Annotated in this window: 25 protein-coding genes and 1 riboswitch; of the genes, 9 read left to right on the top strand and 16 right to left on the bottom strand. The window is 59.8% G+C overall.

Going from position 1 to position 23,473, the window contains the following annotated elements; translation table 11 throughout:
* Nucleotides 1–3 precede the first annotated feature (3 nt).
* Complete coding sequence (hutI, locus tag FHU41_RS05920) at nt 4–1,230, top strand: imidazolonepropionase (RefSeq protein WP_179388669.1); 1,227 nt, start codon at nt 4–6, stop codon at nt 1,228–1,230.
* On the opposite strand, the gene FHU41_RS05915 is transcribed toward hutI, so the two are convergent.
* From FHU41_RS05915 to FHU41_RS05875, 9 genes are all read right to left on the bottom strand, one after another.
* The gene (locus FHU41_RS05915) at nt 1,227–1,550 is read right to left on the bottom strand and encodes a hypothetical protein (RefSeq protein ID WP_179388668.1); all 324 of its coding nucleotides are present in this window, start codon (nt 1,548–1,550) and stop codon (nt 1,227–1,229) included. The genes hutI and FHU41_RS05915 overlap by 4 nt on opposite strands.
* Before the next feature lie 40 nt (nt 1,551–1,590).
* Nucleotides 1,591–1,923, bottom strand: coding sequence for a hypothetical protein (locus tag FHU41_RS05910; RefSeq protein ID WP_179388667.1), 333 nt, complete (start codon nt 1,921–1,923; stop codon nt 1,591–1,593).
* A 27-nt stretch (nt 1,924–1,950) separates the two neighbouring features.
* Nucleotides 1,951–2,547, bottom strand: coding sequence for a hypothetical protein (locus tag FHU41_RS05905; RefSeq protein ID WP_179388666.1), 597 nt, complete (start codon nt 2,545–2,547; stop codon nt 1,951–1,953).
* Between the two features lie 83 nt (nt 2,548–2,630).
* The gene (locus tag FHU41_RS05900) at nt 2,631–3,227 is read right to left on the bottom strand and encodes a hypothetical protein (RefSeq protein ID WP_179388665.1); all 597 of its coding nucleotides are present in this window, start codon (nt 3,225–3,227) and stop codon (nt 2,631–2,633) included.
* A 106-nt stretch (nt 3,228–3,333) separates the two neighbouring features.
* Nucleotides 3,334–5,607 carry an alpha/beta hydrolase gene (locus FHU41_RS05895; protein ID WP_179388664.1) on the bottom strand — a complete coding sequence of 758 codons (2,274 nt, stop codon included), beginning with the start codon at nt 5,605–5,607 and terminating at the stop codon, nt 3,334–3,336.
* Between the two features lie 35 nt (nt 5,608–5,642).
* Nucleotides 5,643–5,939 carry a WXG100 family type VII secretion target gene (locus FHU41_RS05890; protein WP_179388663.1) on the bottom strand — a complete coding sequence of 99 codons (297 nt, stop codon included), beginning with the start codon at nt 5,937–5,939 and terminating at the stop codon, nt 5,643–5,645.
* Between the two features lie 128 nt (nt 5,940–6,067).
* On the bottom strand, nt 6,068–6,823 hold the full coding sequence (locus FHU41_RS05885; protein WP_179388662.1) for an SDR family NAD(P)-dependent oxidoreductase: 756 nt from the start codon (nt 6,821–6,823) through the stop codon (nt 6,068–6,070).
* Nucleotides 6,804–8,057 (bottom strand): Cmx/CmrA family chloramphenicol efflux MFS transporter, encoded by a 1,254-nt coding sequence (locus FHU41_RS05880; RefSeq protein WP_179388661.1) that lies wholly within the window; start codon nt 8,055–8,057, stop codon nt 6,804–6,806. The genes FHU41_RS05885 and FHU41_RS05880 overlap by 20 nt, the downstream gene beginning before the upstream one ends.
* 62 nt (nt 8,058–8,119) lie before the next feature.
* Complete coding sequence (locus tag FHU41_RS05875) at nt 8,120–8,698, bottom strand: TetR/AcrR family transcriptional regulator (RefSeq protein WP_179388660.1); 579 nt, start codon at nt 8,696–8,698, stop codon at nt 8,120–8,122.
* A 222-nt stretch (nt 8,699–8,920) separates the two neighbouring features.
* Between FHU41_RS05875 and FHU41_RS05870 the strand changes: the two genes are divergently transcribed.
* The 5 genes from FHU41_RS05870 to FHU41_RS05850 are packed head-to-tail and all read left to right on the top strand — an operon-like array spanning nt 8,921 to nt 13,393.
* Complete coding sequence (locus FHU41_RS05870) at nt 8,921–9,838, top strand: SIS domain-containing protein (protein WP_179388659.1); 918 nt, start codon at nt 8,921–8,923, stop codon at nt 9,836–9,838.
* Nucleotides 9,839–9,856: 18 nt separating this feature from the next.
* Entirely contained in the window at nt 9,857–10,840 is a 984-nt protein-coding gene (locus FHU41_RS05865) for an ROK family protein (RefSeq protein WP_179388658.1), read from the top strand.
* On the top strand, nt 10,837–11,769 hold the full coding sequence (locus tag FHU41_RS05860; protein ID WP_179388657.1) for a 1-phosphofructokinase family hexose kinase: 933 nt from the start codon (nt 10,837–10,839) through the stop codon (nt 11,767–11,769). Before FHU41_RS05865 ends, FHU41_RS05860 begins: the two co-directional genes overlap by 4 nt.
* The gene (locus FHU41_RS05855) at nt 11,760–12,602 is read left to right on the top strand and encodes a class II fructose-bisphosphate aldolase (RefSeq protein ID WP_179388656.1); all 843 of its coding nucleotides are present in this window, start codon (nt 11,760–11,762) and stop codon (nt 12,600–12,602) included. The genes FHU41_RS05860 and FHU41_RS05855 overlap by 10 nt, the downstream gene beginning before the upstream one ends.
* Complete coding sequence (locus FHU41_RS05850) at nt 12,602–13,393, top strand: DeoR/GlpR family DNA-binding transcription regulator (protein ID WP_179388655.1); 792 nt, start codon at nt 12,602–12,604, stop codon at nt 13,391–13,393. Before FHU41_RS05855 ends, FHU41_RS05850 begins: the two co-directional genes overlap by 1 nt.
* Here FHU41_RS05850 and FHU41_RS05845 read toward each other — a convergent pair.
* From FHU41_RS05845 to FHU41_RS05825, 5 genes are all read right to left on the bottom strand, one after another.
* Nucleotides 13,390–13,623: a PLDc N-terminal domain-containing protein gene (locus FHU41_RS05845; protein ID WP_179388654.1), complete on the bottom strand. Its 234-nt coding sequence runs from the start codon at nt 13,621–13,623 to the stop codon at nt 13,390–13,392. The genes FHU41_RS05850 and FHU41_RS05845 overlap by 4 nt on opposite strands.
* Before the next feature lie 43 nt (nt 13,624–13,666).
* Nucleotides 13,667–14,938 (bottom strand): iron uptake transporter deferrochelatase/peroxidase subunit, encoded by a 1,272-nt coding sequence (gene efeB, locus FHU41_RS05840; RefSeq protein WP_179388653.1) that lies wholly within the window; start codon nt 14,936–14,938, stop codon nt 13,667–13,669.
* Nucleotides 14,939–16,165 (bottom strand): iron uptake system protein EfeO, encoded by a 1,227-nt coding sequence (gene efeO / locus FHU41_RS05835; RefSeq protein WP_218846950.1) that lies wholly within the window; start codon nt 16,163–16,165, stop codon nt 14,939–14,941.
* Nucleotides 16,158–17,759 (bottom strand): iron uptake transporter permease EfeU, encoded by a 1,602-nt coding sequence (gene efeU, locus FHU41_RS15065; protein WP_343046253.1) that lies wholly within the window; start codon nt 17,757–17,759, stop codon nt 16,158–16,160. The genes efeO and efeU overlap by 8 nt, the downstream gene beginning before the upstream one ends.
* A 109-nt stretch (nt 17,760–17,868) precedes the next feature.
* Nucleotides 17,869–18,543, bottom strand: coding sequence for a histidine phosphatase family protein (locus FHU41_RS05825; protein ID WP_179388652.1), 675 nt, complete (start codon nt 18,541–18,543; stop codon nt 17,869–17,871).
* Between the two features lie 46 nt (nt 18,544–18,589).
* Between FHU41_RS05825 and FHU41_RS05820 the strand changes: the two genes are divergently transcribed.
* The gene (locus tag FHU41_RS05820; protein ID WP_179388651.1) at nt 18,590–19,333 is read left to right on the top strand and encodes a CPBP family intramembrane glutamic endopeptidase; all 744 of its coding nucleotides are present in this window, start codon (nt 18,590–18,592) and stop codon (nt 19,331–19,333) included.
* Between the two features lie 111 nt (nt 19,334–19,444).
* Here the strand turns inward: FHU41_RS05820 and FHU41_RS05815 are convergent, their stop codons facing one another.
* Entirely contained in the window at nt 19,445–20,083 is a 639-nt protein-coding gene (locus FHU41_RS05815; protein ID WP_179388650.1) for a VOC family protein, read from the bottom strand.
* Nucleotides 20,084–20,294: 211 nt separating this feature from the next.
* Nucleotides 20,295–20,451: riboswitch (SAM riboswitch) on the top strand.
* A gap of 70 nt (nt 20,452–20,521) precedes the next feature.
* Between FHU41_RS05815 and FHU41_RS05810 the strand changes: the two genes are divergently transcribed.
* Both FHU41_RS05810 and metX read left to right on the top strand, forming a co-directional pair.
* Nucleotides 20,522–21,844, top strand: coding sequence for a bifunctional o-acetylhomoserine/o-acetylserine sulfhydrylase (locus FHU41_RS05810; RefSeq protein ID WP_179388649.1), 1,323 nt, complete (start codon nt 20,522–20,524; stop codon nt 21,842–21,844).
* The gene (metX, locus tag FHU41_RS05805; RefSeq protein ID WP_179388648.1) at nt 21,841–22,986 is read left to right on the top strand and encodes a homoserine O-acetyltransferase MetX; all 1,146 of its coding nucleotides are present in this window, start codon (nt 21,841–21,843) and stop codon (nt 22,984–22,986) included. Before FHU41_RS05810 ends, metX begins: the two co-directional genes overlap by 4 nt.
* Here the strand turns inward: metX and FHU41_RS05800 are convergent.
* The gene (locus FHU41_RS05800; RefSeq protein ID WP_179388647.1) at nt 22,983–23,465 is read right to left on the bottom strand and encodes a hypothetical protein; all 483 of its coding nucleotides are present in this window, start codon (nt 23,463–23,465) and stop codon (nt 22,983–22,985) included. The genes metX and FHU41_RS05800 overlap by 4 nt on opposite strands.
* Nucleotides 23,466–23,473 lie beyond the last annotated feature (8 nt).

Below are 23,473 nucleotides of genomic sequence, written 5' to 3'. Positions count from 1 at the left end.
TTCATGACGATGCGGAGCCAGTTGCTGAGCAACATTGGCGAACTGATGACCCAGGATGCGGAGCATAGGGTGCTGCGGAATGCGGCGGTGCTCTTCGAAGGCGAGCGGATCAGCTGGGTTGGAGCCGCCGATCGAGCGCCGGCCGCAGATGAACTGATCGACGCCGGAGGTCGGGCTGTTTTGCCAGGTTGGGTGGATTCGCATAATCATTTGATCTTCGCCGGGGATCGGACGGCCGAGTTCGAAGCCCGGATGGCAGGGGAGACTTACGCGGCCGGGGGGATCGCCGTCACTACTGAAGCCACTCGTGCTGCTAGTGATCAGGAGTTAGAAGAGCTGGCCTCCGCTCGGGTTGCCGAAGCAATCAGTCAGGGAACAACCTTTTTAGAGACCAAGACCGGGTATGGCCTGGACGTGGAGAACGAGCGGCGCAGCGCTCAGATCGCCGCGAAAGTGGCCGATCAGGTGACCTACCTGGGCGCACATTTGGTGCCCGCCGGAGCGGATGCCGAGGAGTACACCGATCTGGTTTGCGGTCCGATGTTGGCGGCAGTGCTGCCCTGGGTCCAGTGGGCTGATGTGTTCTGCGAACGAGGTGCTTTTACCGAGGAGCAATCCAGGCGTGTGTTGGAGGCTTGCCGGAAGGCCGGCCTAGGGCTGCGGGTACATGGCAACCAACTGGGGCCGGGCGCGGGAGTGCGGCTCGCCGTCGAATTCGGGGCCGCGAGCGTGGACCATGTGAACTATCTTGACGACCAGGACGTGGATGCCCTGGCTGGAACTTGGTCTGCTTGGGACGGTTCCGCTACTTCTGCGGGCACGGTGGCCACCTGCCTTCCGGCCTGCGACCTTTCCACTCGGCAGCCACTGGCTCCGGGGCGGAGACTGCTCGACGCCGGGGTGCAGATCGCGCTGGCTTCGAACTGCAATCCGGGGACTTCCTTCACTACGTCGATGCCTTACTGCGTGACCACGGCGGCGCTGCAGATGGGGCTGAGTGTCCATGAGGCGGTGCGCGCCGCGACCTGGGGCGGGGCGCTGGCTCTGCGTAGGCATACTGGGGAGGACCTAGACGGGAAGCGGGCTGTGGGTTCCATTGCTGTTGGACATCGTGCAGATCTACAGCTCTTGGAGGCGCCATCTGCTACTCATCTGGCCTATCGGCCGGGAGTCCCGCTGACCCGCGCGGTGTGGCGAGCAGGGGAGTTGGTTTGGTTACCGGGAGCCTAGCGCACGCCGGAGAAACCGATTCCTAGCAGCACCGCGATGGCTATGGTTCCTGCTACTGGGAGTAGGGCGAGGAAAGCGATGAAGAGGCTGAGAGCCGTCCAACTGTGCCGCTGGCGACTGATCAGCGGTCCTATTATTGCGAGAGCGCTGCCTATCATTCCCGCTATGAGGGTGGGCGCACCATGAATTGAAGTCAGCAACAAAGCGTTCAGGATAAGACCCATTACGCCGAGGAGAATTGATGCAGCTGCTAGCCCTGGGGCGCGAACGGATACCGGGGACTGCGGGACAGTCTTTTGGGGGTCCACTGTCTCGTTCATAACGAGCTCCCTTCAGAGGATCAGAGGTGATTGAAGTCGGTTATTTCGTGGCTAGGGCCTGATCGGTCTTCTGATATTCACTTGCGGCTTGGTCAGTGTGGGCTGCGGTCTTTTGCAGTGAGTCGTGGAGATGCCCGCGGACTTCTAGACTTTTGTCGACGAAACGATTGATTGCTTGGTCAAGCTCGCCGCTACCGCTGATTGAGCCGGGAATTTCGGCGCCGTCCGATAGCTGGTATCCGGCGCCACCGAGTTCTTGCGCTAGGTTTTGCAGCAGGCTGTAGCTAACAAGCAACTTTCCGCTCGCCCCGCCTGTCGATACCGGGGTCGATGGCGAATCGTCTAGGGGTATTGGTTTTCTTGGCAGGGTCATTTGGCTGCTCCTTTCTGGATTGCTTATCTATGGCGTTTTTGTGCTGCTTGGGGTGGTTTTAGGTCCGATTCCTGTGGGCCAGAGGGGTTCGGTGGGTTTCCATTCCGGTTCGTCCTTGTGCCAATCGGGCCATTCGCTCATGGGCGGGTTCGGATAGTCTGCCGTGACAATTTTTAGGGAGATTTGGGAGTCTTTATTGGTGCCGGGAACTCCCATTTCGATGAAGGGAACAGCATTGTCTTTCCTTCGAAATGTCGCCACATCGGTGACTCCCTTTTCTGGGGTGCCCTGACGGTCGTCACGGTCGAGGGTGAAGCCTTGGGATTCGAGGTAGGTGCGGATTTGGTTGAAGACAGCGGTGATGTCCATGTTCTTGGTACCGCTGAGCGTGGTGATTTGCCAGTAGCTGTACCCGTTTTTCATGGGCGGGGTCTCGGACGAATGCCGTTCGTTTGAGAGATCGGTGAAGGAGCCGATGAAGTATTTTTTGTCGATCTGGGTGAGGATGTCCCGGTTGAGTTTGACGGCCTCGATGGTAGCGTTTTTGAGTTCTTGGCTGACTCCGACCTTATCGGCGTTGATGGGTTCGTGCGGGTTGCCGTTGCCGCTGGTGCAGGCGCTCATGAGGATTCCTAGAGCGATGGACAGTGCCAGGGTTATTGCCTTCCGGTGTGATCGAGGTCTGCTGCCTAGTGCTGGGTTCGTGTTCATGGGGTAGGTGGGGTGGTTGGTGCTGGGGTTTTCGGTCCGAGTCCTGCGGGCCAGAGGGGTTCGGCGGGGTCCCAGGTGGTGCCTGTTCGCAGGTCGGGCCATTCACCGACCGGCGGATTCGGAAAGTTCGCGGTAACGATGTCTAGGTAGATTTGGGAATCTGTGTTGGTGCCGGGGACTCCCATGTCGATGAAGGGGACCGCGCTGTCTTTTCTGCGGAAGGTTGCCCCGCCAGTGACACCCTTTTCTGGGGTACCTTGACGATCATCACTGTCGAGGGTGAAGCCTTGTGATTCGAGGTAGGCGCGGATTTGGTTGAAGACAGCGGTGATGTCCATGTTCTTGGTAGCACTGAGGGTGGAGACGTTCCAGTAGCTGTAGCCGTTTTTCATGGGTGGGGTCTCAGCAGAGTGTCGGTCGTTAGAGAAGGTACCAAAAGCACCGATGAAGTATTTTTTGTCGATCTGGGTGAGGATGTCCCGGTTGAGTTTGACGGCCTCGATGGCGGCGTTCTTTAAGTCTTGGCTGACTCCGACCTTATCGGCGTTGATGGGTTCGTGCGGGTTGCCGTTGCCGCTGGTGCAGGCGCTCATGAGGATTCCTAGTATGACAATGATGAACAGAGCGGTACAGGGCCGGGCCTTGGAGTGACGGGCAGTCTGAGTTTTATTCGCACCCGTGAGCGGTTTCGTGGGGTGTTTACCGGGTGTTTTGCGCATTTTGAGTGATCTGCCATTCCTGCTCGGTGTGGGTGGCTGCGTAGGGTTGATCGGTTCCAACATCAATCAGGGGTGGTTGATAGCCCGGGCTGGTGAGTTGGAAGCTATACGCTGCCTTGGCTTCGATTTGTTGGTTGGTGTAGAAACCGTACATGTTCTTCCACGCGGTTGATCCTTTAGTGAAGACGCCGCCGTGCGCGTCAACCCCTTGAACTAGGCCGCTGCCTGGACGGTTGGTGTCATCGAGGAACCCGGTTTCTAACGGGGTGATTCCGGGGTCAAAGGTTGGACCTTCGCCGTGAACCCCGGATAGTTGGGAGTAGAAGATTGGGTCGCCGGGTGCTGTCATTTGGTAGTACTTCGTGGTGTTGGCGTGGGGGTAGTCGTAGATTCCGTGCACTCCGGGGCCGGTGCCGGCGGATTCAATGAACAGCACCCGGTCTGCTTCCATCCCGAGTTGTTCAGCTTCACCGACCACGGAGCCACCATAGCTGTGCCCGCCAACAGCGATCTTCGCTCCGGGTGCTTGAGCAGCCAGAGCATCATTGAACCGGTACAACCGCTGTCCGAGGTCATTAGCGTAGGACGGATCACCGGCACTCTTCGGTGGGGTGGGTCCCGCACCTTCTACGAAGGGTATTTTTTGCGGGAATTCACCCCCCGCCCACGAAATCATCGACTGATCAAAACGCTTATCTTTGAACGCTTTATCCATGAAGGTTTTGGCTTGATCATTCGACGCTCCGGGAAAGGTGCTCATGGTGGTCGTGGTTCCGGGGACGGCGACGCCGATTTGTTTGGCGGTGTTCACGTTTCCCCAGACCTCGGCCACGGCACCGGGTCCTTCATCGGAGAAAACCAGGATCTGATGCCCCACCTGCTGCTGGTAATTACCGTCCGGACCAAGCGCAGGTTTCCCATCGGCGCCGATCGCATATGTCGGGGTGAGTTCGTTCAGATACTTCCAATAAGTACCCCAGTTCTTCGGGTCGCCGCTCATGTTAGATAATTTGAAATTTTCACTCGCCGCATTCTGGGCTTCAGTAAGGGCTTCCTTTGCTTGCTGGAGTAGGACGAGATAGGGATTCACGTTACTTGCTGGACCATAGGGATTATTGTCGACTTTTATGGGGGTTGTTAGCCCGCTCTCGTAGTTCTTCTGCGCCTGATTGAGCTTCGCCTGCGCATTCTTCACGATCTGATCCAGCACACCCTGGTTGTCCTGTCGGCTCTTCAGCGCAGCAGCCACGTTGATGCGATTCGCGTCGTAACGCGCGGTGAAGGGCACGCCATCAATATTGCCCAGTCCCGGGAAGAGCAGGGCGAGTCGGGATGCATCTTCCGGGCTTATCGCAGCAAAGAGAACGGTGAGTTTCTCTCTCCGATCTAAGGTTGCGGGCGCATTCACCAAGGCAGCGAGAGCGGCGACGACTGCCGGGCCAAGACCGGGAACAGAATCACCGGGGGCAGGCAGTTTTCCGGCGAAGATCTTTGCTAAGTCCCCGCCCGCACCGGGTTTACCGAAGAGATCCCTCAGCTGCTGATTGCTCAGGCCAGCCAAGGTTTTGCGAATCAGGGACAGCCCGAAACTTACAGGAATCACTCCGGAGCCATCGCCGATTCCAGCCGGAAGTGTCTTTGGCATTGCAGCCTGCGCGGCAGCCAAAGCGGCAGAAGCATCCGAATCGAGGGTGCGTCGTTTCCGCACGCCCTCTTCCCGTTCAGCCTGTGCTTCCGCCAAGACCTTCTCGGCGGTCGTCACCATATCGCGGGCAGCGAGCAAGTCGATCCTCGCGCGCTGAATATCCGGGGTGTCGTCTGGATAACAACCTATCGTGGGCACAGTCTCCAGACTGTGCCCACGAGACGCCGGATCATTGACGATCAGCCACGATGCACGCTGCTCGGCAATGCCCTGGTGTTCTTGGAGAGTGAACCCCCATGCCATCTCGACCTGACGCACTCCGTCCATGCTGGAACGCAAACTGCTCAGCCCCGAGTGCAAGGGTCCGAGAGCAGCTTCCAGGGATTGGTACTCATATTTACACTGAGAGAGCACTTCGATGATCTCGCTGACCCCGGATTTCCAGGCCGCAGCAGCTTCGCCAACCCAAGCGGAACCAATGCCGTCAACGGTGTTCTGGACGATTCGGCCTACCTGATCGATTTCATCTACCCGGTCCTTGGCCCAATCTTTATGAGCCAAGAGGTTGGGCAAATCTGCTGCATCCGGTTCTTCGTCAGTCCACTGCATTGAGCCTCCAATATCTCTGGGTTGCCGCGGAGGTCTTATTTGCCGAGTTTGGAGGCGAGTTGCTGGTCTGTGGACTCCAGAGTGTGCGATGCATGACGGAGGTAGGCGGCTAGGCCTTCCAAGCCACTGACGGCTTGTTGAGCACCCTGGGTGAACTGAGCGTACTCGGACTCAAATGCCTTCGAGGAAGAATCCGTCACATAACCGGAAGCGACTAAGGACTGGATCTGACGCTGCAACTCAGAAAGTTTGCCCTCCAGATCAGCCCGCCCGTTATCCAACTGCGTACCGGCAGCATCCAACTCACCATAAGAAACATTCAAATTCGCCATTGCAAAGCCTCGATTCCAATAAGGATGTTATGCAGATAGCTATCCACATAAATAACTCTCCAGACGTTATACACTCGAAATGATTAAGTCAAGAGGTTATTAAATCCCAAGGGGAAATTACTTGAAACTTAAGCGCTCGTTCCGCCGTCTATGACCAGATCGGCACCTACCGTGTAGCCAGAAGCGGGGGAGGCTAAGAAGAGGGTGGCCGCCGATATTTCGTCCAAGCTGGCTAAGCGGCCGGAAGGATTGGTCCTTGCCACTCTGGCGGCTCGCTGTGTCTCGTCCTCGCCGGCACGGAAGGACATCTCGGTGTCCGAGGAACCGGGACTAATGACGGCGATCCGGATTCCTTCGGCGATATGGTCCAGGGCTGCCGCTCGGCTCATCGCACTGACCGCAGCTTTGCTCGCCCCATAGGCAGCGAATCCCGGCATAGTTCGGTGTGCCCCAATGGTGGAGGAGAAGTTAATAATCACACCGGCCCCGGCAGGACGCATCTGCTGAAGCTCGGCACTCATCACGTTCCAGGTTCCCAATACATTGGTGGTGAAGAGTTGAGCCGCTCGAAGCGGGTCGATATCGCCGAACTTGCTGGGCTGCAGAAGCGCCCCCGCGGTGTTGATGGCGATATCAAGGCCAGACAATCGAGTTGTAAGCTCTGCCACCGCAGAACTTATCCCCGAGGCGTCGGTGATATCCGCCGTCTGAATCACGTGCCCTTCACCGGGTAGAGCCTCTAGGGTCTGCTGAAGCGTGCGTTCGGTTCGGCCCAGCAACGCTAGGCGGGCACCCTCGGTAGCAAAAGCAAGGGCAATGGCGCGTCCGAGGCCACTGCCAGCTCCAGCTACCAGGACTTTTTGTTTAGTAAATCGGGGATTCATGGATGGCACCTTCCGTGCTGGGGATAGGAGTAGCTGATTTCAACGGGCGCTTCTCTACTTGGCGAGAAATGAGGGCAACCACGACGGCGAGCACGGCCAGGGTGATAGAGATCCAGATTGGAGCGCGGAGACCGAGGCCAAGCCCAATGACCAGGCCGCCCAGCCAAGGGCCCAAGGCGTTGCCGATGTTGAAGGCTGAAGTGCTGACCGAAGCCGCCAGCGTGGGAGCATTGCCCGCGAAGCCAAAGACTCGGGAGTTCAGCGCCGCCGCAATCGAGAAACCGGTAACCCCGAAGAAAAAGGTGGAGATGATCAGGCCCCAAGGGTTTCCGGCGGTCAGTAATAAGGCAAGTAAGGCTAGCGCCATGGTGCTCAGGCTGAGCAGCACATTGAGCATCGGATTGCGATCAGCGTAACGTCCACCGATGGTGACGCCCAGCAGCGAGCCCAGCCCGAAAATCAATAGCACTCCCGCAACGGCGGACTCGGGAATGCCGGCCACTTGGATCATCAGCGGGGCCAAATAGGAGAAGGTGCAGAAGACTGCCGCCTGAAAGAGCATGGTGGTCAATAAAGCGAGCCAGATCCGTCCCTGACGAAAGGCGGAGAGTTCTGCCCTTACCAGGCTAGACATAGAGGTGTTGGTATTACCTCCGGAGGGCCTGGCTGTGTGCGGCACCAGCAAAATCATTGCCAGCACGCTCAGGGCGGTAAGCGCTGCCACCGCCCAGAAAGCCGACTGCCAACCAAATTGTGCGCCGAGCCAGGTTCCCGCCGGAACTCCGATGATATTGGCCACCGTCAATCCGCCTACCGTGACGGCTAAGGCCTGAGCGGTTCGACCGGCCCCGGCAAGAGTCACCGAAACTACGGCTCCCACCGACCAGAAGGTCGCGCAAGCCAGCGCTGCCACCGCTCGGGTAGCCATCAACACCGTGAAATTGTCAGTTGTGGCGCTCAGTACATGAGCCACGATGAAGAGCAAGCCAGCCCCGAGCAGGGTGGTCTTTCGTGGTAGTTTCAGCGTCAGCAGGGTCATGATCGGCGCGCCAAGCAACATGCCGATTGCGAAAATAGTGATCAGCCAACCCGCTTGAGGAATATCCACCCCAAATGCCTGAGTGATATCCGGTAATAGTCCGGCGATCATGAATTCGGAGGTGCCGAGGCAGAAGATACCCAAGCCAATGACAAAGACGGCTAGAGGTAGTCGGGGCCTAGTGCTCGCGGTCATGGTAAGTCGCTTTCTGGGTGCTGGGTGCTGGGTGCTGGAGGACGCTGATGCCGGGAGACTGCCTAGAATAGGCTCATCGCGGCTTGAATAATGCGGCGGGCATGGGCATCTGTCGAGGAAACGCGCTCCCGGACCTGTAAACCATTAATGACGGCGTGAAGAGTGCCAGCCAGATCGCGGGCGGAGCAATCTGTGTTGATGGAACCATCGTCCTGGCCACGCTGAACTAGGGTGGCAATGAGATCCTCGAAGCCATTCAGACTCTTCTCGGCTAGCGCAGCGACCTCTGGATCGCTTTTGCCGATTTCCACGCAGGCGTGCACTACCAAACAGATTCGTCGGTCTTCTTCCGCGAGTTGCCCGCTAATCACATCGTTCATCAGCTGCTCCACCAACTCGCGACCGGTGCCGGGCAAATCAGCGTACCGCGAGCGTTCGGTTTCCTTGAGTCGGTAATACCGTTCTAGTGCCTGTTGGTAGGCATCGGCCTTACTGCGGAAGGTGTTGTAGAGGCTGCTGCGCGATAGTCCGGTCCGGGTGCAGAGGTCCTCGGTGGAAGTTCCGGCAAAAGAGTTGCTCCAGAACTCCTCAAGGATGCTATCGGTGACGGTCTCGACATCGAACTTTCGTGGACGGGCCATATGCCGAGGTTACTATTTATGGACTGATCTGTCCAATACTCGCAACCTTGATCTAAGGTGCAAAAGCCTTCCTTGCGTAAGCTGCTGACAGGGCAGCGTTGCTGATCGATAGGCAGTCTCATATATAGTTTAAAATGATCGATAATAGGCTTATTTGATCACTTTGAATCAAGAATGTTAGATTTGAGTGCAATGATCTTCCAGACTCAGGAGAATGTCGTCATGACGGAACAACTCGCCCGCGGAGGCGTTTTCATGGAAGCCGAACTGCGCAGTCAGCCGGAGGTGTGGCAGCGAGCGATCGCTCAGTCTCGTGCCGAACAGGTCGGCGAGCGAAAGCCGCTGCCTCCGCATGGGGCGCGAGTCGCCGTCGTAGGCTGCGGTACTTCCTGGTTCATGGCGCAAAGCTACGCGGTAGCACGTGAGTCGGCCGGGCTGGGGGAGACCGATGCCTTTACCGCTACCGAAGCTTTTTTGGACCGCGGTTACGACGCCGTGGTGGCCCTTACGCGCTCCGGTACCACCACCGAGGTGCTGGAGGTATTGGAACGGTTGAAGGGGAAGATTCCGACCACCCTGATCGTCGGAGATATTGATTCCCCCGCAGTTGACCTAGCCGATTTCGTCATCGGCCTGCCCTATGCGGATGAGCGCTCCGTGGTGCAGACCAGATTTGCCACCACCGCCCTGTGCTACCTATTGAGCAGCCTGGACCTGGATCTGAGTGAAGCGATCGTGGACGCCGAGCAAGCCTTGACCGAAGAGGTGCCGCAAGAGCTGATCGATGCAGAACAATTCACCTTCCTCGGCCAGAGCTGGACCGTGGGCCTGGCTCAGGAAGCAGCCTTGAAAATGCGTGAGGCAGTTCAGGGCTGGACCGAGTCCTACCCGGCCATGGAGTACCGCCACGGACCGATTTCCATCGCGGCTCCCGGCCGGGTCACTTGGATGTTCGGTACCGCACCGGAGGGCTTGGCAGCAGAGGTTGAACGCACCGGGGCCAGCTTCATTGCCCGTCAACAGCACCCGCTGGCCGAACTGGTTCGAGTGCACCAAGTGGCGCTAGCGCGCGCCCGCGCGCGGGGTTTGGATCCCGATGCACCGCGGAACCTGAGTCGCTCCGTGATCCTAGACCAGTAGTAGCCGTAGGCTCTTGCCATGCCCAGTGTGCCTCTTCACTCCTCAGCCACTCCGATAGTTTCGGCCGTCCTGGCTTTCGACGTCGGAGGTACCGACACTAAGGCCGGTCTGGTGCTGTCGGCTGCCCCTGGAGAAGTCCCTGAAATCGTAGATATCCAGCGCTTTCGTACCGCCCTGGACGCCCAACGCCCGGGTCCGGTTCTCGTTGATTTCCTCGATGGTCTTTTGCGTCGCTATGCCACCGAACATCCACAGCTGCGCATCGCGGCGGTAGGAGTGACCGTACCCGGGCTGGTGGACGAACAGCGGGGAATCGGAATTTACGCCGCGAACCTGGGCTGGCGAGATTATCCCTTCCGCGCCGAGCTGGAAAGCCGGATGCAGCTTCCGGTCTCTTTTGGGCACGACGTCGGCGCAGCGGGTGACGCCGAAGTGGCCTTGGGTGCCGGGCAGGGCGCGGAGAACGCGATGATCCTGGTGGTTGGTACCGGCATAGCCGCGGCACTCTACATCGATGGGCGCCGACTGCGCGCGGGTGGTTACGCCGGCGAGGTCGGCCATGCGATGGCTCCCGCCCCGGACGGAGGGCTACAGATCATGGAAGCCACCGGCTCGGCGGGCGCGATCGGCAGACGCTACCTTCTAGCACATCCAGATTTTTCCGGCGGTGCCCGGGAAGTGCTCACCCTCGCGAAGGCAGGGGACACCGTGGCGCAACGAATCTGGGCGGAAGCGATAGCCGCGCTCGCTTTCTCGATCGCCCAGGCGGTGGCGATGATAGGGATTAGCAAGGTGGTGATTGGAGGCGGGCTTGCGGAAGCTGGCGATGAACTCTTTGAACCGCTCGCCAAACAGATCGATCAGTTGCTTAGCTTCCAACCACGCCCGGTTTTAGTCAAGGCGATGCTGGGACAGAATGCCGGGCTGATCGGATCTGCGCTCAAGGCTCAGGAGCTTTTGTCGGCAGCCTCCTCGGAACCCTCGACAGGAGCCTTGCCATGATCCTGACAATCACTCCCAACCCAGCGATTGATCTGACCTATCGAGTTGCAGGCTTGCAGCCCGGCGGCTCACATCGAGTGGATGCGCCGTTGAGTAGAGCCGGTGGCAAAGGTATCAATGTCGCGCGGGTCTTAGCTGCCCAGGGAGTCGAATCCAGGATTATCGCAACCGTGGGTGGCGAAAGCGGGCGTGAGCTTGAGCAAGAGCTTGCCGCAGCCGAATTGCCTCGGCGGTTGATTCGAGTGCAGGCTGCGACCCGGCGCAGCATCGCGCTTGTCGATGAGCTTGGTGGCCAGACCAGTATTTTCAATGAACGTGGCTTGGCGCTGGAAATCGCTGAATGGCAGGCTCTGGCCGAGGCCATTGCCGATGAGTTGCAGGATGCCGAGCTGGTGGTGGCCTCCGGGTCGCTGCCGACGGGAGCGCCCGCCGATTTCTACCCGGGAGTGGTAGCACTAGCTAAGCAGGCGGGCGTGCCAGCGATCATCGACACCTCCGGAGCCGGATTGCTCTCGGCCGCAAGCGCCGGGGCAGCGCTGCTCAAACCCAATCGCGAAGAACTCCTAGAAGCCACCGGCGAGCACGAACTCGCTGCCGGAGCACGAGTTCTTTTGCGCCTCGGTGCTCGGCGGGTGCTGGTCAGCGACGGAGAGCGGGGGATGCTAGCTTTCGCGGCCGGTACCGAAGGACACCTGAGTGCACGTTTGCCCGAAGCGCTCGCCGGGAACCCCACCGGAGCCGGGGATGCCGCAGTGGCGGGAGCCGCCGTCGTTCTCGCTTCCGGGGAGCAGTCCCTGGAGCCATTACTGCGCCGCGCCGCTGCCTGGGGATCGGCCGCAGTGCTGATGCCTGCCGCTGGCGAGATTTCCGAACGCTGGAGAGAGCTCGAATCCACCCTGATCCTGGAGGAACATTTCTCATGCCACTAGTACCGACCCGCGAATTAATGGATGCGGCAGTGACCGCCGGAACCGGGCAAGGGGCTTTTAATGTCTTGCATCTGGAGACGGTGGAGGGTCTGATCGGAGGAGCCGAACAGGCCGGACTTCCGCTGATCTTACAGATCTCGCAGAATTGCGTGGCTTATCACGGTGGCCTGGAACCCCTGGCGATGGCTTCCCTTGAGGCTGCTAAAAAAGCTACCGTACCGATTGCCGTGCATCTAGATCATGCGGAATCCGAGGAGCTGGCTCTTGCCGCCGTGGATCTTGGCTTCGGATCGATTATGTACGACGGCGCCCACTTGCCTTATGCGGAGAATGTTGCCGCCACTCGTCGGCTGGCGGATTATGCGCATGCCCGCGGCGTTTATATTGAAGCCGAGCTTGGTGAGGTGGGCGGTAAGGACGGTGCGCACGCCCCAGGGGTGTTGACCGATCCGCAAGAAGCCGTCCAATTCGTTGCAGATACTGCGGTGGACGCCCTGGCCGTTGCGGTGGGATCCTCTCACGCCATGACTGAGCGCAGCGCTTCACTCAACCTTGAGCGGATTGGTCAGCTGGCTGCCGCCCTGGATGTTCCCCTGGTTTTGCACGGCTCTTCCGGCGTGCCGGATCAGGCTCTTGTGCAAGGTATTGCGGCAGGCATGCGTAAGATCAATGTTTCGACCCATTTGAACGGATTCTTCACCCGGGCGGTGCGTGATTACCTGGCACAGTATCCGGACCTGGTAGATTCTCGAAAGTACCTGGCGGCGGGTAGAGCAGCCCTGCAACCAGAGGTTGCGCGACTGCTGACGCTGTTTCAGAAGAGAGGGCTTTGATGACTCGAAGCGAACGACTAACCGCGATTTTGGATCTGCTGGCACAAACTGGCCGGATCGAAGTTGAGGATCTGGTCAACAAGCTACAGATCTCACCGGCTACCGCCAGGCGGGACTTGGACTCCTTGGCGGCCGAGCGCTTGCTGAGTAGAACCCGCGGTGGTGCGGTGGCCGGATCGGTGGCCTACGACCTGCCGGTGAGGTATAACCGAGATGATCACGCCCAGCAAAAGCATCAGATTGCCCTCGCGGCGAGTGCGCTGATTCCCTTGGGCGCCGTCATTGGCCTATGTGGTGGCACCACCTCGACCGCCCTGGCTCAGGTGCTCTCTACCCGGGAAGATCTGGCCGAGCCATCGAATAAGCCAACGCTCACCGTGGTGACCAATGCCATCAATATTGCTGCTCAGCTGGCGGTGCGGCCTAACTTCAAGATCATGGTCAGTGGTGGCATTGTGAACCCGCGCTCCTATGAGTTGGTGGGACCGTATACCGACATCATCCTGCAGAAGGTAGCCCTAGACTTCGCATTTATCGGCGTCAATGGCATCGATCCGGAGGTGGGGCCGACGGTGACGGACGAGGGCGAGGCCACGGTTAATTCGTTAATGGCTCGCCGGGCTGCGGATGCTTATATGTTGGCGGACTCCTCGAAGATTGGCCAACGTGCCTTTGCCACCATGGAGGGCTATCACTTTCGCCGACTGATCACCGATTCGGGAGTTACCCAGGAGCAGATTTCGGCCTTCGCAGCCAATGACATCGATGTTCTAGTGGCCCCGGAGGCTTAGCCGTCGACAGTGGCTTGACGTCGTTGCAGATAGCGGCCGATCAGCCAAGCTGCGCTGCCAAGCAAGGGGAGTGCTAGTACAACGAGAGCCCAGAGAAGCTTGCCGGCTGAGGATTCGGTTGAACGGAAGATGCTCACGAGCGCCCAGATCACGAGCGCTAGGAACAGTATCCCTAGAACAACGAGTCCCAGATCGAAGAATCCGGGCACTATCGGATTGGCCTCTTCCATGGACCGATGCTCCCATAATTGACTTGCTCACGCCAGGGACTAATTAGCCGAAGAACTCCTGGCCGAAGTATTTTCCGGCTTCCGGGAGGCCTGGAGGAACCGCAAAAAGCGCCGATCCAACATGCCTGATGTATTCGTTCAGGCGATCCGAAGCACCTAGCTTGGACTGCAACTTAATGAACTGCTCAGGGTCTTTCTGGAAGCTAAGGAAGAATAGTCCAGCGTCCAACCTGCCGACGTCGTCAATCCCATCGGTGAAGTTGTAGCCGCGGCGCAACAGCTTCACCCCGCCGTTATTCTCATGCGCGGCCAGCGCCACATGAGAGTCGGCTGCGATTATCGTTGCTCCGTCACTGCCCTTTGCCGCGAAGTCCGGCACATCGTGCTCGGCTTTGCCGGTCAGCGGAGCACCTTCCTCCTTGCTGCGGCCAAAGACGGTGTGCTGATCACCGATCTGGTCCGCATCCCAGGTCTCGATCAACATATGGATCTTCCGGGCCACCAGGTAGCTTCCGCCGACCATCCAGTCCTGATCCGAGTCGGCAATCCAGACGTGCTGGTCCATATCCTCGGCTTGGGTGATGTTCCTGGTGCCGTCCTTGAAGCCCATCAGATTGCGCGGCGTGGACTGATTGGCGCCCGCGGAAGCACGGCCGAAGCCCAGTACCGTCCAACGGGTCTTCACCTGGGTGCGGGCCATTCTGGCCAGGTTGCGGACCGCATGGTAAGCCACCTGCGGATCGTAAGCGCAGGCCTGGATGCACAAATCACCCCCGGTATAGCCGGCTTGGAGGGACTCGCCGGCCATCGCTGGCAGGTCTTTGAGCAGCGCGGGCTTGAACTTCGCCAAGCCGAATCGTTCGTCGAAGAGCGAGGGGCCGAACCCCAGCGTCAAGGTCAGGCCCTGTGGTCCCATCCCCACTGCCTCCCCGGTGTCCACCGGAACGGCTTGCTCCCGCGCGGGCTCGGCACTGCCTACCGTTTGACCGGCGCACATCTGTGCCATCGCGGCGCTCCATTTGGCTAGCACCAATTGCAGATCGGTCGCGCTCTTTGACGTCATATCGAAGGACATGAAGACCAGGTGATCCTGCGGCGGGGTGGAGATTCCCGCCTGATGATCGCCGTAGAAGGGGTAGCTGAGCTCGGAGACTGGGGTGGGGGTATCCTGCGCCGGGCGCAGTGCAGTGGCCGCAATCGCGCCACCGGCCGCACCTACCGCGAGGGCTCCGGCGGCGGAGACAGCGGCCCCGGCGCCAAAAAACCTTCGGCGGGAGACGCCGTCGGAGGCCCCCGCGCTCTCTTCTGAACTCATCTAGGCAGTGGCGACTTTCTCAGCGATCTTGGACAACGGTGCCTGCAAGGCTTGGATCAAGGCGGTCAGCTTCTTGGCATCGGAAGCCTTCAGCGTCGCATCATAGATCTTATAACCACCGATAGCCGAGGCGTCCTTATAGCCTTCTAGGGCTTTAGTCACGGTGTCGAACTCGGCGCTCACCGTGGTGGTCAGGTCGCCGTCGATCTGGGTCAAGGCGGGCTTCAGGTATTCAAAAGCCTGCTGTGAACCTTCGACATTGGCCACGAAATCCACCAGGTCGATGTGGCTATAGGCTTCCTCTTCACCGGTGATCTTGGAGGACTGGACTTCCTCCAGCAGACCGGAGGCCCCATTAGCCAGCTCTTCGGCCTTGTATTCAAGCCCCGTGGTGAGGGTTTTGAGCTTGCCGATATTTTGCACCAAACCGGCAGCTAGCTTCTTGGTATCTGCGCTGATCGCCTTGCTCTGGAAAAGGTCCTTCTCGATCGGGTGGAAGCCGGTCCAGGTGGTGCCCGGCTGCACATCCGCCACCCGTAGATCGAGAGCGGGATCAAGATCGGGGAAGCTTTCTGCCACCGGCTCGATCCGCTCGTAGAAGGGCCTGGCCTTGGCGTAAGCCTGCTGCGCCGCCTGCACATCGCCACTATCGACCGCGGTCTTCAGATCGGCAACTGCGCCGACCAGGCTCTCCACCTGGCCACTGACGTATTTGGCGTAACCCTCGGTGCCCGTCTTGAGCTGCTCGGAGAGTGAGTTTCCGGTGCTCGCCGCGGTTCCAGTGACGGTGAAGGAGGTGTTCTCCGGATCGGCGCCGGGGCAGTAGAGCTGGTAGCTGCCACCGCTGAGCGTGACGGTGAAATTGGAGGGCTTCAGGCCCGGGATGACATTCTCTCGCTCGCCGAGAATACGCTTATCACTGAGCAGCTCTACTTCGCTCACCCCGGAGGCGTTCTGATTGGAGACCTCAAAGGAAATCGGACCGGCTGCTGCGCTGTTGTGGTCCAGCACGCAAACGTCCTTGCCATCAACGTTCTGAATGGTCACCTTCACCTGGGCGGCGCCACCGGTCACCGGTGCCACGCTATCGCTGCCGTTGCTAGCGCTACTGCCGGTTGCTGAACCACCACAGGCGGTCAGTGCGAGCAACGCAACGGCGGCTAGGCCAGTCCCGCGCAGTCCGAGGATAAGGCTGGAGTTCGGACGGGTGAAACTTGGCTTAGACACGTACAGGTCCCTTCGCAGGTGAGTCGGTGGTGGATTTGTTGATGTTTTGAGCGGATATCTGAGCGGTGGTCGGCGCAGCAGCTCGGACAGCAGAATCGTGGACCGCGGGCTCACGCCGGAAGGAGCGGAAGCCGAAGACCAGGGCAGCTAACCCCAGTACCACGGGCAGCCAGATGCCCCAGAGCGAGCGTTCCTCTTGCCATTGCGTTGCTGCTTGGACCGAACTTGCAGCGGTAGCGGAGTTAGCCGGATTGACCTGCCACGTTTGTGCGTCATTATTGAGCACCAAAGTTCTGGGGGTGGATAGGCCACCGCCGGATAGGGTGAGTGCGCTGATGGAACTGCTATCCGCGTCGATGAGCACTCCGTCGGCAAGCCATACCTCAAGGCTGCCCTTGCTCGTCCAACTCGCCTCGAACGGCCCGGGATTGTTCTGCGCACTCACGCCGACCGGCAAGCGTCCGCCGTTCAGCGCGGTCAGTTCGGAAAGACTCAGGCTGGAGGGTCGGTCACCAGCGGCGGGCTGCGCCAAGCTGTAGTGTCGGCTGTCCACACCGAGATGCTCGTCCTGAGCCGAACCCTGCCCGGCAAGCGAGAAGGTGCTCGTTTCACCGCCGCGACTTACGCTCAGTTCCTGACCGGCCAGGCTGATGCTGCCGGAGCCAGCCAGTGACAGCGGCGCATTGCTGACCGAAGGGGCTGGGAGCAATAGGGTGACGACGGCGAGCAGGGCTCCCGCGCCGAGCAAGCTCACTGCCACGATACGGCGAAAACGGGGCAGGGCTGCGGCCTTAATTCGGTGTTTGGCTGGCCAGAGCACGAAGAGTAGCATCGGCACCAGATAGAGTGCCCAGCCGAGTACCTCGATCATCCGGGGATCTGCCGGAATGCCGAGTACGCCGGTGAGTAAGGCTGCCTGCGGAGAGCCATTCGGGGCCAGCCAGGACAGATCGAGGGTACGAGCCTGACCGATATTGATCCAACCGGCCTCGTGCGCGGTACGCAGCGATTTGAGGACCAGTCCGGCGGCTACTAAGACGAGGAAGGCTCCGGTAATGGTGAAGAAACGCCCCATATTGAGCCGCACTCCACCGCGATAAATGCCATAGCCCACAATCACGGAGATCAGGACGCCTATCAGCGAGCCAGCACCGGCTATTAACGGGTCAACCGAGGACTGGAAGGCTGCTAACAGGAAGACCGCGGTTTCGACGCCCTCACGCAGAACGGCGAGGAAGGCCATCGCGACCAGGGCCGCCGTCGAACCCGTTTTGAGTGCGCTTGCCGCTTGGCTTTCCAGCTCACCCTTGAGGCTGCGAGCATTCTTCGCCATCCAAAAGATCATCCCGCTGACCATCACGACGGCGATTGCCCCGATGATGGTCTCCATGCCTTCTTGTTGGGCTTGGGGGAGTGAGGCCGAGATTAGTTCTAGGGTGACGCCAACGCCTAAGCTAATCGCTACGGCGGCGCCGATGCCGAGCCACATGGCGCCCAGCCCTTTGCCATTGCGGCGCAGGAAGGCGGCGATGATGCCGACGATGAGGGCAGCTTCGAGGCCTTCACGTAGGCCGATCACGAGGGTGGCAAGCACGGCGGAACTCCGGGGCAGAGAAATGATGAGGTAAAGCAGTCAAAACCAAGGTAAGGCTACCCTCAAAAGTGATTTCGCCCTAATTAAGTCAGGCCAGCATGATGTATTTTCAGCGACTCTGAAGTGTCTGCAATACGGTCTGCCCCGGAGCGGTGGGTTTCCACTGCTGAAAACCGGGCTCCAGCCGGTAGTGGCCGCCGTCCCGAAGTAGCGAGCGGATCTCGGCGTTTTCCGGGTTGTTGAGCGATTCGAAGTACTCTACGGACCAGTGGAACCAGCGCATGCAGAACAACCTCATGGTTAGCCCATGAGTAACCAGCAGAGAATTCGGGGCATAGTCGGGGCGGGTCCAGTGCCGGTAAAGGGTTTCGAGGAAGGAGGAGATCCGGTCGTAAACGTCGGAGCCAGATTCACCATCCCGGAATCGGTAGAAAAAGTGGCCATAGGCGTTGCGCAGTTCCTTCTGCTCGGCGATATCCGCCGGGTTCTGGAAGTTTGCCCAATCCTGTTCCCGCAGCCGGGGTTCCTCAAAGACTCGATCCACCAAATCTCCTAGCCCAAGGGCTTCTAGGGTTTGGTAGGCGCGCAAATAGGGCGAGACGTAGACGCAGACCTTCTGCCCGTCCAGCTGTCTCCGGATGGTTTCTCCGGCTTCCTTGGCTTCGCTGATCCCCAATTCGGTCAGCGGGATTCGATAATCGGGGATCCGGTCGTAGATGCTTTGATCGATGTTCGCCTCCGACTGGCCGTGACGCAGCAGGATGATCTGGCGGGGCGCACTCATGGTGTCGAGTGTAGTGCTCAGTCGATCTCCCTGTTTAATGTGAGCCATGAGAAGTGTTCCCGCGCTGCGGCGCCGCTGGCGAGTGGAAATCCTAATCGTGCTGGCGCTTTCCCTCGGGCAGGCCGGGGTGCGTGCCCTGGTCAATCTGATCGACGTGCTCAGCCAGGGGCCGCTTTCGCAGGCAACTGCCCAACTGAATGTGCCGAAAGGCAATCGGGAATACTTCGATCTGACCTATCAGTTATTGGATAACTTCTTTGCACTCATGCCGGTGGTGCTAGTGCTTTATCTACTGTGGAAACCAACGCGCAGTGGTTTCCAAGCGGTAGGGCTGACTCTTGTGCGTCCCTGGCGGGACCTGCTGTGGGGGCTAGGGCTTATGGTGCTGGTCGGGGCGCCAACTCTGGGGCTTTACGCCGTGGGTCGAAGCTTGGGGGTCACGGCGCAAATCGTCACCAGTTCGCTGCACGATTATTGGTGGACCATTCCCATTCTGGTGATCTCTGCGGTTAGGAATGCCCTGGTTGAAGAGGTCATTGTGGTGGGCTACCTGCTCAACCGCCTCAATCAGCTCGGCTGGCGACCTTGGATGAGCATTGTTGTCAGTGCCCTGATCCGCGGCAGCTACCACCTTTACCAGGGATTCGGGCCATTCGTCGGGAATTTCGTGATGGGGCTGCTCTTCGGCTGGCTGTACACCCGGACTAAACGAGTAATGCCCCTGGTGATTGCGCACAGCCTGCTGGATATCGCGGCCTTTAGCTTCGGCTCGCAGCTGGGGTTCGGCTAAGCACCCGTTTCTCTTCCGGCACCCCGTGCGAGTTCGCGTGCGGGTCTCGGATTCGCCTGTTTTTACCCGCGAATCCGAGCGTTACCCGCGAACTCGCGGATAAGAAGCGGTTTAGACCGTGACCGCGCCGTTGGGCGTTTCGAAGGTCACGCTCATAATGCCGGGGGTGCCGTGTGGGGCTATCCACTCCACGGTGACGTCCTCCAGCGGCTTGTCTACGCATTCGCCCAGCCACTCGGTGACTCGTTCGGCGGAGCCCGCAATGGTCAGCTTGGACAGCTTGACCGTGCTGGGCTTGGCCAGCGAGGGGTGCAGCGAAGGATCGCCCTCCCATTTGAGTAGATAGGGGACCTGAGGATCGGCGATCAAGCCCTTGATGCCGATTTGCTGCCAGATGAGCTCCTGGCCGTCCGGGAACTTGCGATTCCCGGGAACCGCGCTGCGACCCAGCCGCTCCTCAAAGGGGAGCAAGTCATCGACTTCAACGCACCAACCCATCCAGCCGCCACCGGCGCTGGAACGGGCCCGCACGGCCTGGCCGAAGGGTGCTTTATCCGAGGCGGGATGATCGAGCACCTCGACTACCTCGAGGTAGTGGTGATCGGTCAGTGGAATGATCATGTTCCGGGTGCCGAAGCGGGGGTGTACCCCGCCGCGCACAGCTTTTACCCCCAAAGCTGCTGAGATTCGCTCCGTGGTGGCAGCCAATCCGTCCGGTTCACAAGCGTAAGAAACGTGGTCCATGCGCATGTCAGTATCCTCGCACTTTGTGACTCACGTCTCGACTAAGGGTTACCTAAGTCACTCTCCCTCATCTCCGTGTCGCCGAGTGTGGAGATCTACATCTTTTGAGCGGGGTTTAAGGTGCAGAACTCCACACTCGGCGGAAAGGACCGTCATAATCTCGTCACTTTTCGCCTTACTGTTGCCTGTGGCTGGCGCCCCCGGCACACTGGAAGCAGGTCATGAGTGCCAGCAAAGTTCCGTGATCTGCCTGAGGAAGCTCAGGGACGCTCGGAACGCCTGCCCCGGCTTGCTGGACGGCAACCCTCCTCCGCGGTGGGGTGCCCCGGGTGACGACCGGGCCCTGGCCACCAGGTCAGGCGCAAGTGCGGGTACCTTCTGATCGATGGTTGCCGGGGTTTTACCCTACCCACCGTAGAAGGCCCTTGACTCAAGGAGACTCAAATGAGCAATGGCTGGTCCTTCGAAACACGTCAGATCCACGCAGGCCAGGAACCGGACCCCGGAACCGGAGCACGGGCACTGCCGATCTTCCAAACCACTTCCTATGTCTTTCCCAGTGCGGAGAGCGCGGCCAACCGTTTCGCCCTTGCCGAGCTGGCTCCCATCTACACCCGGATCGGAAATCCCACCCAGGATGTGGTGGAGCAACGGATTGCCAGCCTAGAAGGCGGTGCCGCCGCGTTGCTGCTCGCCTCCGGTCAAGCCGCCGAGACCTTCGCCATTTTGAATATTGCGGAGGCCGGCGATCACCTGGTCGCCAGCCCCAGCCTCTATGGCGGAACCTATAACCTGCTGGCGCACACCTTGAAGAAGTTTGGCATTGAGGTCACCTTCGTCGAGGATCCGGATAATTTGGAGCAGTGGCGTGCAGCGGTCCGGCCCAACACCAAGCTCTTCTTTGGCGAGGTGGTTTCCAATCCGCGCCAGGACATCCTGGACCTGGAGGGCGTCAGCGCGGTAGCCCATGAGGCTGGTGTGCCGCTCATCGTGGATAACACTCTGGCCACTCCTTATTTGATTCGACCGCTGGAGTGGGGTGCCGACGTCGTGGTCCACTCGGCCACCAAATACCTTGGCGGGCACGGCACCGCAGTGGCCGGAGTGATTGTCGATGGCGGAACATTCGATTACGGGCAGAATCCGGAGAAATTCCCTGGCTTCAACACCCCGGATGAGAGCTATAACGGCCTGGTGTATGCCCGGGACCTGGGAGTCGGCAGCGCCTTGGGTGCCAATCTGGCTTATATCCTCAAGGCTAGGGTTCAGTTGCTGCGTGATCTGGGCTCTTCGGTATCACCCTTCAATGCCTTCTTGATCGCCCAAGGACTGGAAACTCTCAGCCTGCGGATTGAACGACACGTCTCCAATGCCGTGCAGGTAGCCCAATGGCTCACCGAACAGGAAAGCGTGGAGTCGGTGGCTTATGCGGGGCTGCCCTCCAGCCCGTGGTACGAGCGCGGACGTAAGTACGGCCCGCTGGGTACCGGTGCGGTGATCGGTTTCAATATCAAGGGCGGTGTAGAAGCCGGTAAGCGCTTCGTAGATGCTCTCGAACTGCACTCACATGTGGCCAATATTGGCGATGTTCGTTCGCTGGTCATCCACCCGGCCTCTACCACGCACTCGCAACTGACCGAGGCTCAGCAACTGGTCGCCGGCGTCAATCCTGGCCTGGTCCGATTGTCGGTGGGACTGGAGAACATCACCGATATTCTGGCTGATCTGGAGGCTGGCTTCAGGGCGGCGAAGTCCGAACTGCGATGACTGTTTCTGAGGTGCGCGTCGATCCCTCAGCCCACCAGGAAGTTCGGCAGGGCGCCGCCGCTGGGTTGCGCCATCAGCCGATTGGCGAACTGGTGCTGGAGACCGGGGTTGCTATCCCGGAGGTGGTGCTTGGTTATGAGAGCTGGGGGCAGCTCAATGCCGATGCCTCCAACGCCGTGCTGGTCCAGCACGCTCTGACCGGCAGTTCCCACGCCGTGCAAGCGGACTCCGCGGAACCCGGCTGGTGGGACGGTTTAGTGGGGCCGGGGAAGGCCATCGATACCGATGAGCTGTTCGTGGTCTGCATCAATATGGTGGGTGGCTGCTATGGCAGCACCGGGCCGTCCTCTTTGGCTCCCGACGGCGAGCCCTGGGGCTCGCGGTTTCCTTACCTAACGCTGCGGGACTCGGTGCGGGCGGAAGCGAGATTGGCCGATGCCCTGGGTATTAGCCAATGGCGCGCGGTGATTGGTGGCTCGATGGGCGGTGCTCGTGCTCTGGAGTGGGCGGTGACTTTCCCCGATCGGGTAGGTACCGCGGTGGTGATCGCAGCCTGTGCGGCGAGTTCAGCCGAGCAGATCGCTTTAGCTCAGGCTCAAGTGCTCGCCATTCGTCAAGATCCGGATTACCGCGGCGGGGATTACTACAGCGAAGCCGCGCCGATCTCCGGGCTCGGCCTGGCACGCAGAATCGCTCACATCTCCTATCGCTCCGAGACCGAACTTGCCGATCGCTTCGGCAGGACCGCTCAGCCGGGGGAGCACCCGGTCTCCGCCGAGCGCTCCACCGAAGCCTGGCGGCAGCGGTATCAGGTGGAGAGCTATCTCGATCACAAAGCGGCTAAATTGGCGCAGATTTTCGACGCTAATAGCTATGTGACCCTGACCGAGGCATTAATGAGTCACGATGTGGGGCGGGGCAGGGGCGGCTTGGCCGAGGCGCTAGCAGCGGCTGCGGGGGTGCGTTTCGTGCTGGCGGCGGTGACTACGGACCGGCTCTATCTGCCCGCCCAGACGCTGGAGTTGGCCGAGGCGATGCCCCAGAGCACGGAGGTGCACTGGATTGAATCGGACATTGGACACGACGGTTTCCTCACCGAAACCGCGCAGATCGGTGCCTTGCTTGAAGCAGAAGGACTCTAGTGATCCCTGAAGATGGCGTCGCGTTCAACTTGATACTGCTCGGCATTGATCTGCCCGGCACGTCGGCGTTGATCTAGTTCGTTGAGCCGTTGCTTCAAATCCTGTTCGGACGCCCAACGGGAGGAAGCAAAACCGGACAATGGCTGGGCTGGCGTAGCTTGCTGCCAGCCCAGGGGGTTGCCCGGGGCTGGTGGATAGCTCTGCGGAGGGGTGGTTTGCGGTGCGGCCGGAGGCTGATTTCCCTGCTGGTAGGGCGCGGGCGCTTGGAAGTTTGCTGGCGGCGGTTGGTAACCGGCGTCGAAAGCCGAAACATTCGGGGGCTGTTGCTGGAACTGTTGTGGGTTTTGCTGGCGCGCTCTGGTGCGCCTACGGGCACGGCTGATCTGCCCCACCACCGCGAGGATCACAAAGATTACGAAGAACCAAGGGAACGCCGAGAAACTGTAGCTGCTGGAGGCCGGCAGCATCGAAACCATCATGCCCTCAG

This window comes from Psychromicrobium silvestre, from assembly GCF_013408295.1.
Classification (GTDB): Bacteria; Actinomycetota; Actinomycetes; order Actinomycetales; family Micrococcaceae; genus Renibacterium; species Renibacterium silvestre.
This window is presented reverse-complemented; position numbering and strand designations above follow the sequence as displayed.

Bases quoted from the DNA above. Each gene is read 5' to 3' on its own strand.
- hutI (WP_179388669.1), top strand. From the start codon at position 4: ATGACGATGCGGAGCCAGTTGCTGAGCAACATTGGCGAACTGATGACC.
- FHU41_RS05915 (WP_179388668.1), bottom strand. From the start codon at position 1,550: ATGAACGAGACAGTGGACCCCCAAAAGACTGTCCCGCAGTCCCCGGTA.
- FHU41_RS05910 (WP_179388667.1), bottom strand. From the start codon at position 1,923: ATGACCCTGCCAAGAAAACCAATACCCCTAGACGATTCGCCATCGACC.
- FHU41_RS05905 (WP_179388666.1), bottom strand. From the start codon at position 2,547: ATGAGCGCCTGCACCAGCGGCAACGGCAACCCGCACGAACCCATCAAC.
- FHU41_RS05900 (WP_179388665.1), bottom strand. From the start codon at position 3,227: ATGAGCGCCTGCACCAGCGGCAACGGCAACCCGCACGAACCCATCAAC.
- FHU41_RS05895 (WP_179388664.1), bottom strand. From the start codon at position 5,607: ATGCAGTGGACTGACGAAGAACCGGATGCAGCAGATTTGCCCAACCTC.
- FHU41_RS05890 (WP_179388663.1), bottom strand. From the start codon at position 5,939: ATGGCGAATTTGAATGTTTCTTATGGTGAGTTGGATGCTGCCGGTACG.
- FHU41_RS05885 (WP_179388662.1), bottom strand. From the start codon at position 6,823: ATGAATCCCCGATTTACTAAACAAAAAGTCCTGGTAGCTGGAGCTGGC.
- FHU41_RS05880 (WP_179388661.1), bottom strand. From the start codon at position 8,057: ATGACCGCGAGCACTAGGCCCCGACTACCTCTAGCCGTCTTTGTCATT.
- FHU41_RS05875 (WP_179388660.1), bottom strand. From the start codon at position 8,698: ATGGCCCGTCCACGAAAGTTCGATGTCGAGACCGTCACCGATAGCATC.
- FHU41_RS05870 (WP_179388659.1), top strand. From the start codon at position 8,921: ATGACGGAACAACTCGCCCGCGGAGGCGTTTTCATGGAAGCCGAACTG.
- FHU41_RS05865 (WP_179388658.1), top strand. From the start codon at position 9,857: ATGCCCAGTGTGCCTCTTCACTCCTCAGCCACTCCGATAGTTTCGGCC.
- FHU41_RS05860 (WP_179388657.1), top strand. From the start codon at position 10,837: ATGATCCTGACAATCACTCCCAACCCAGCGATTGATCTGACCTATCGA.
- FHU41_RS05855 (WP_179388656.1), top strand. From the start codon at position 11,760: ATGCCACTAGTACCGACCCGCGAATTAATGGATGCGGCAGTGACCGCC.
- FHU41_RS05850 (WP_179388655.1), top strand. From the start codon at position 12,602: ATGACTCGAAGCGAACGACTAACCGCGATTTTGGATCTGCTGGCACAA.
- FHU41_RS05845 (WP_179388654.1), bottom strand. From the start codon at position 13,623: ATGGAAGAGGCCAATCCGATAGTGCCCGGATTCTTCGATCTGGGACTC.
- efeB (WP_179388653.1), bottom strand. From the start codon at position 14,938: ATGAGTTCAGAAGAGAGCGCGGGGGCCTCCGACGGCGTCTCCCGCCGA.
- FHU41_RS05825 (WP_179388652.1), bottom strand. From the start codon at position 18,543: ATGAGTGCGCCCCGCCAGATCATCCTGCTGCGTCACGGCCAGTCGGAG.
- FHU41_RS05820 (WP_179388651.1), top strand. From the start codon at position 18,590: ATGAGAAGTGTTCCCGCGCTGCGGCGCCGCTGGCGAGTGGAAATCCTA.
- FHU41_RS05815 (WP_179388650.1), bottom strand. From the start codon at position 20,083: ATGCGCATGGACCACGTTTCTTACGCTTGTGAACCGGACGGATTGGCT.
- FHU41_RS05810 (WP_179388649.1), top strand. From the start codon at position 20,522: ATGAGCAATGGCTGGTCCTTCGAAACACGTCAGATCCACGCAGGCCAG.
- metX (WP_179388648.1), top strand. From the start codon at position 21,841: ATGACTGTTTCTGAGGTGCGCGTCGATCCCTCAGCCCACCAGGAAGTT.
- FHU41_RS05800 (WP_179388647.1), bottom strand. From the start codon at position 23,465: ATGATGGTTTCGATGCTGCCGGCCTCCAGCAGCTACAGTTTCTCGGCG.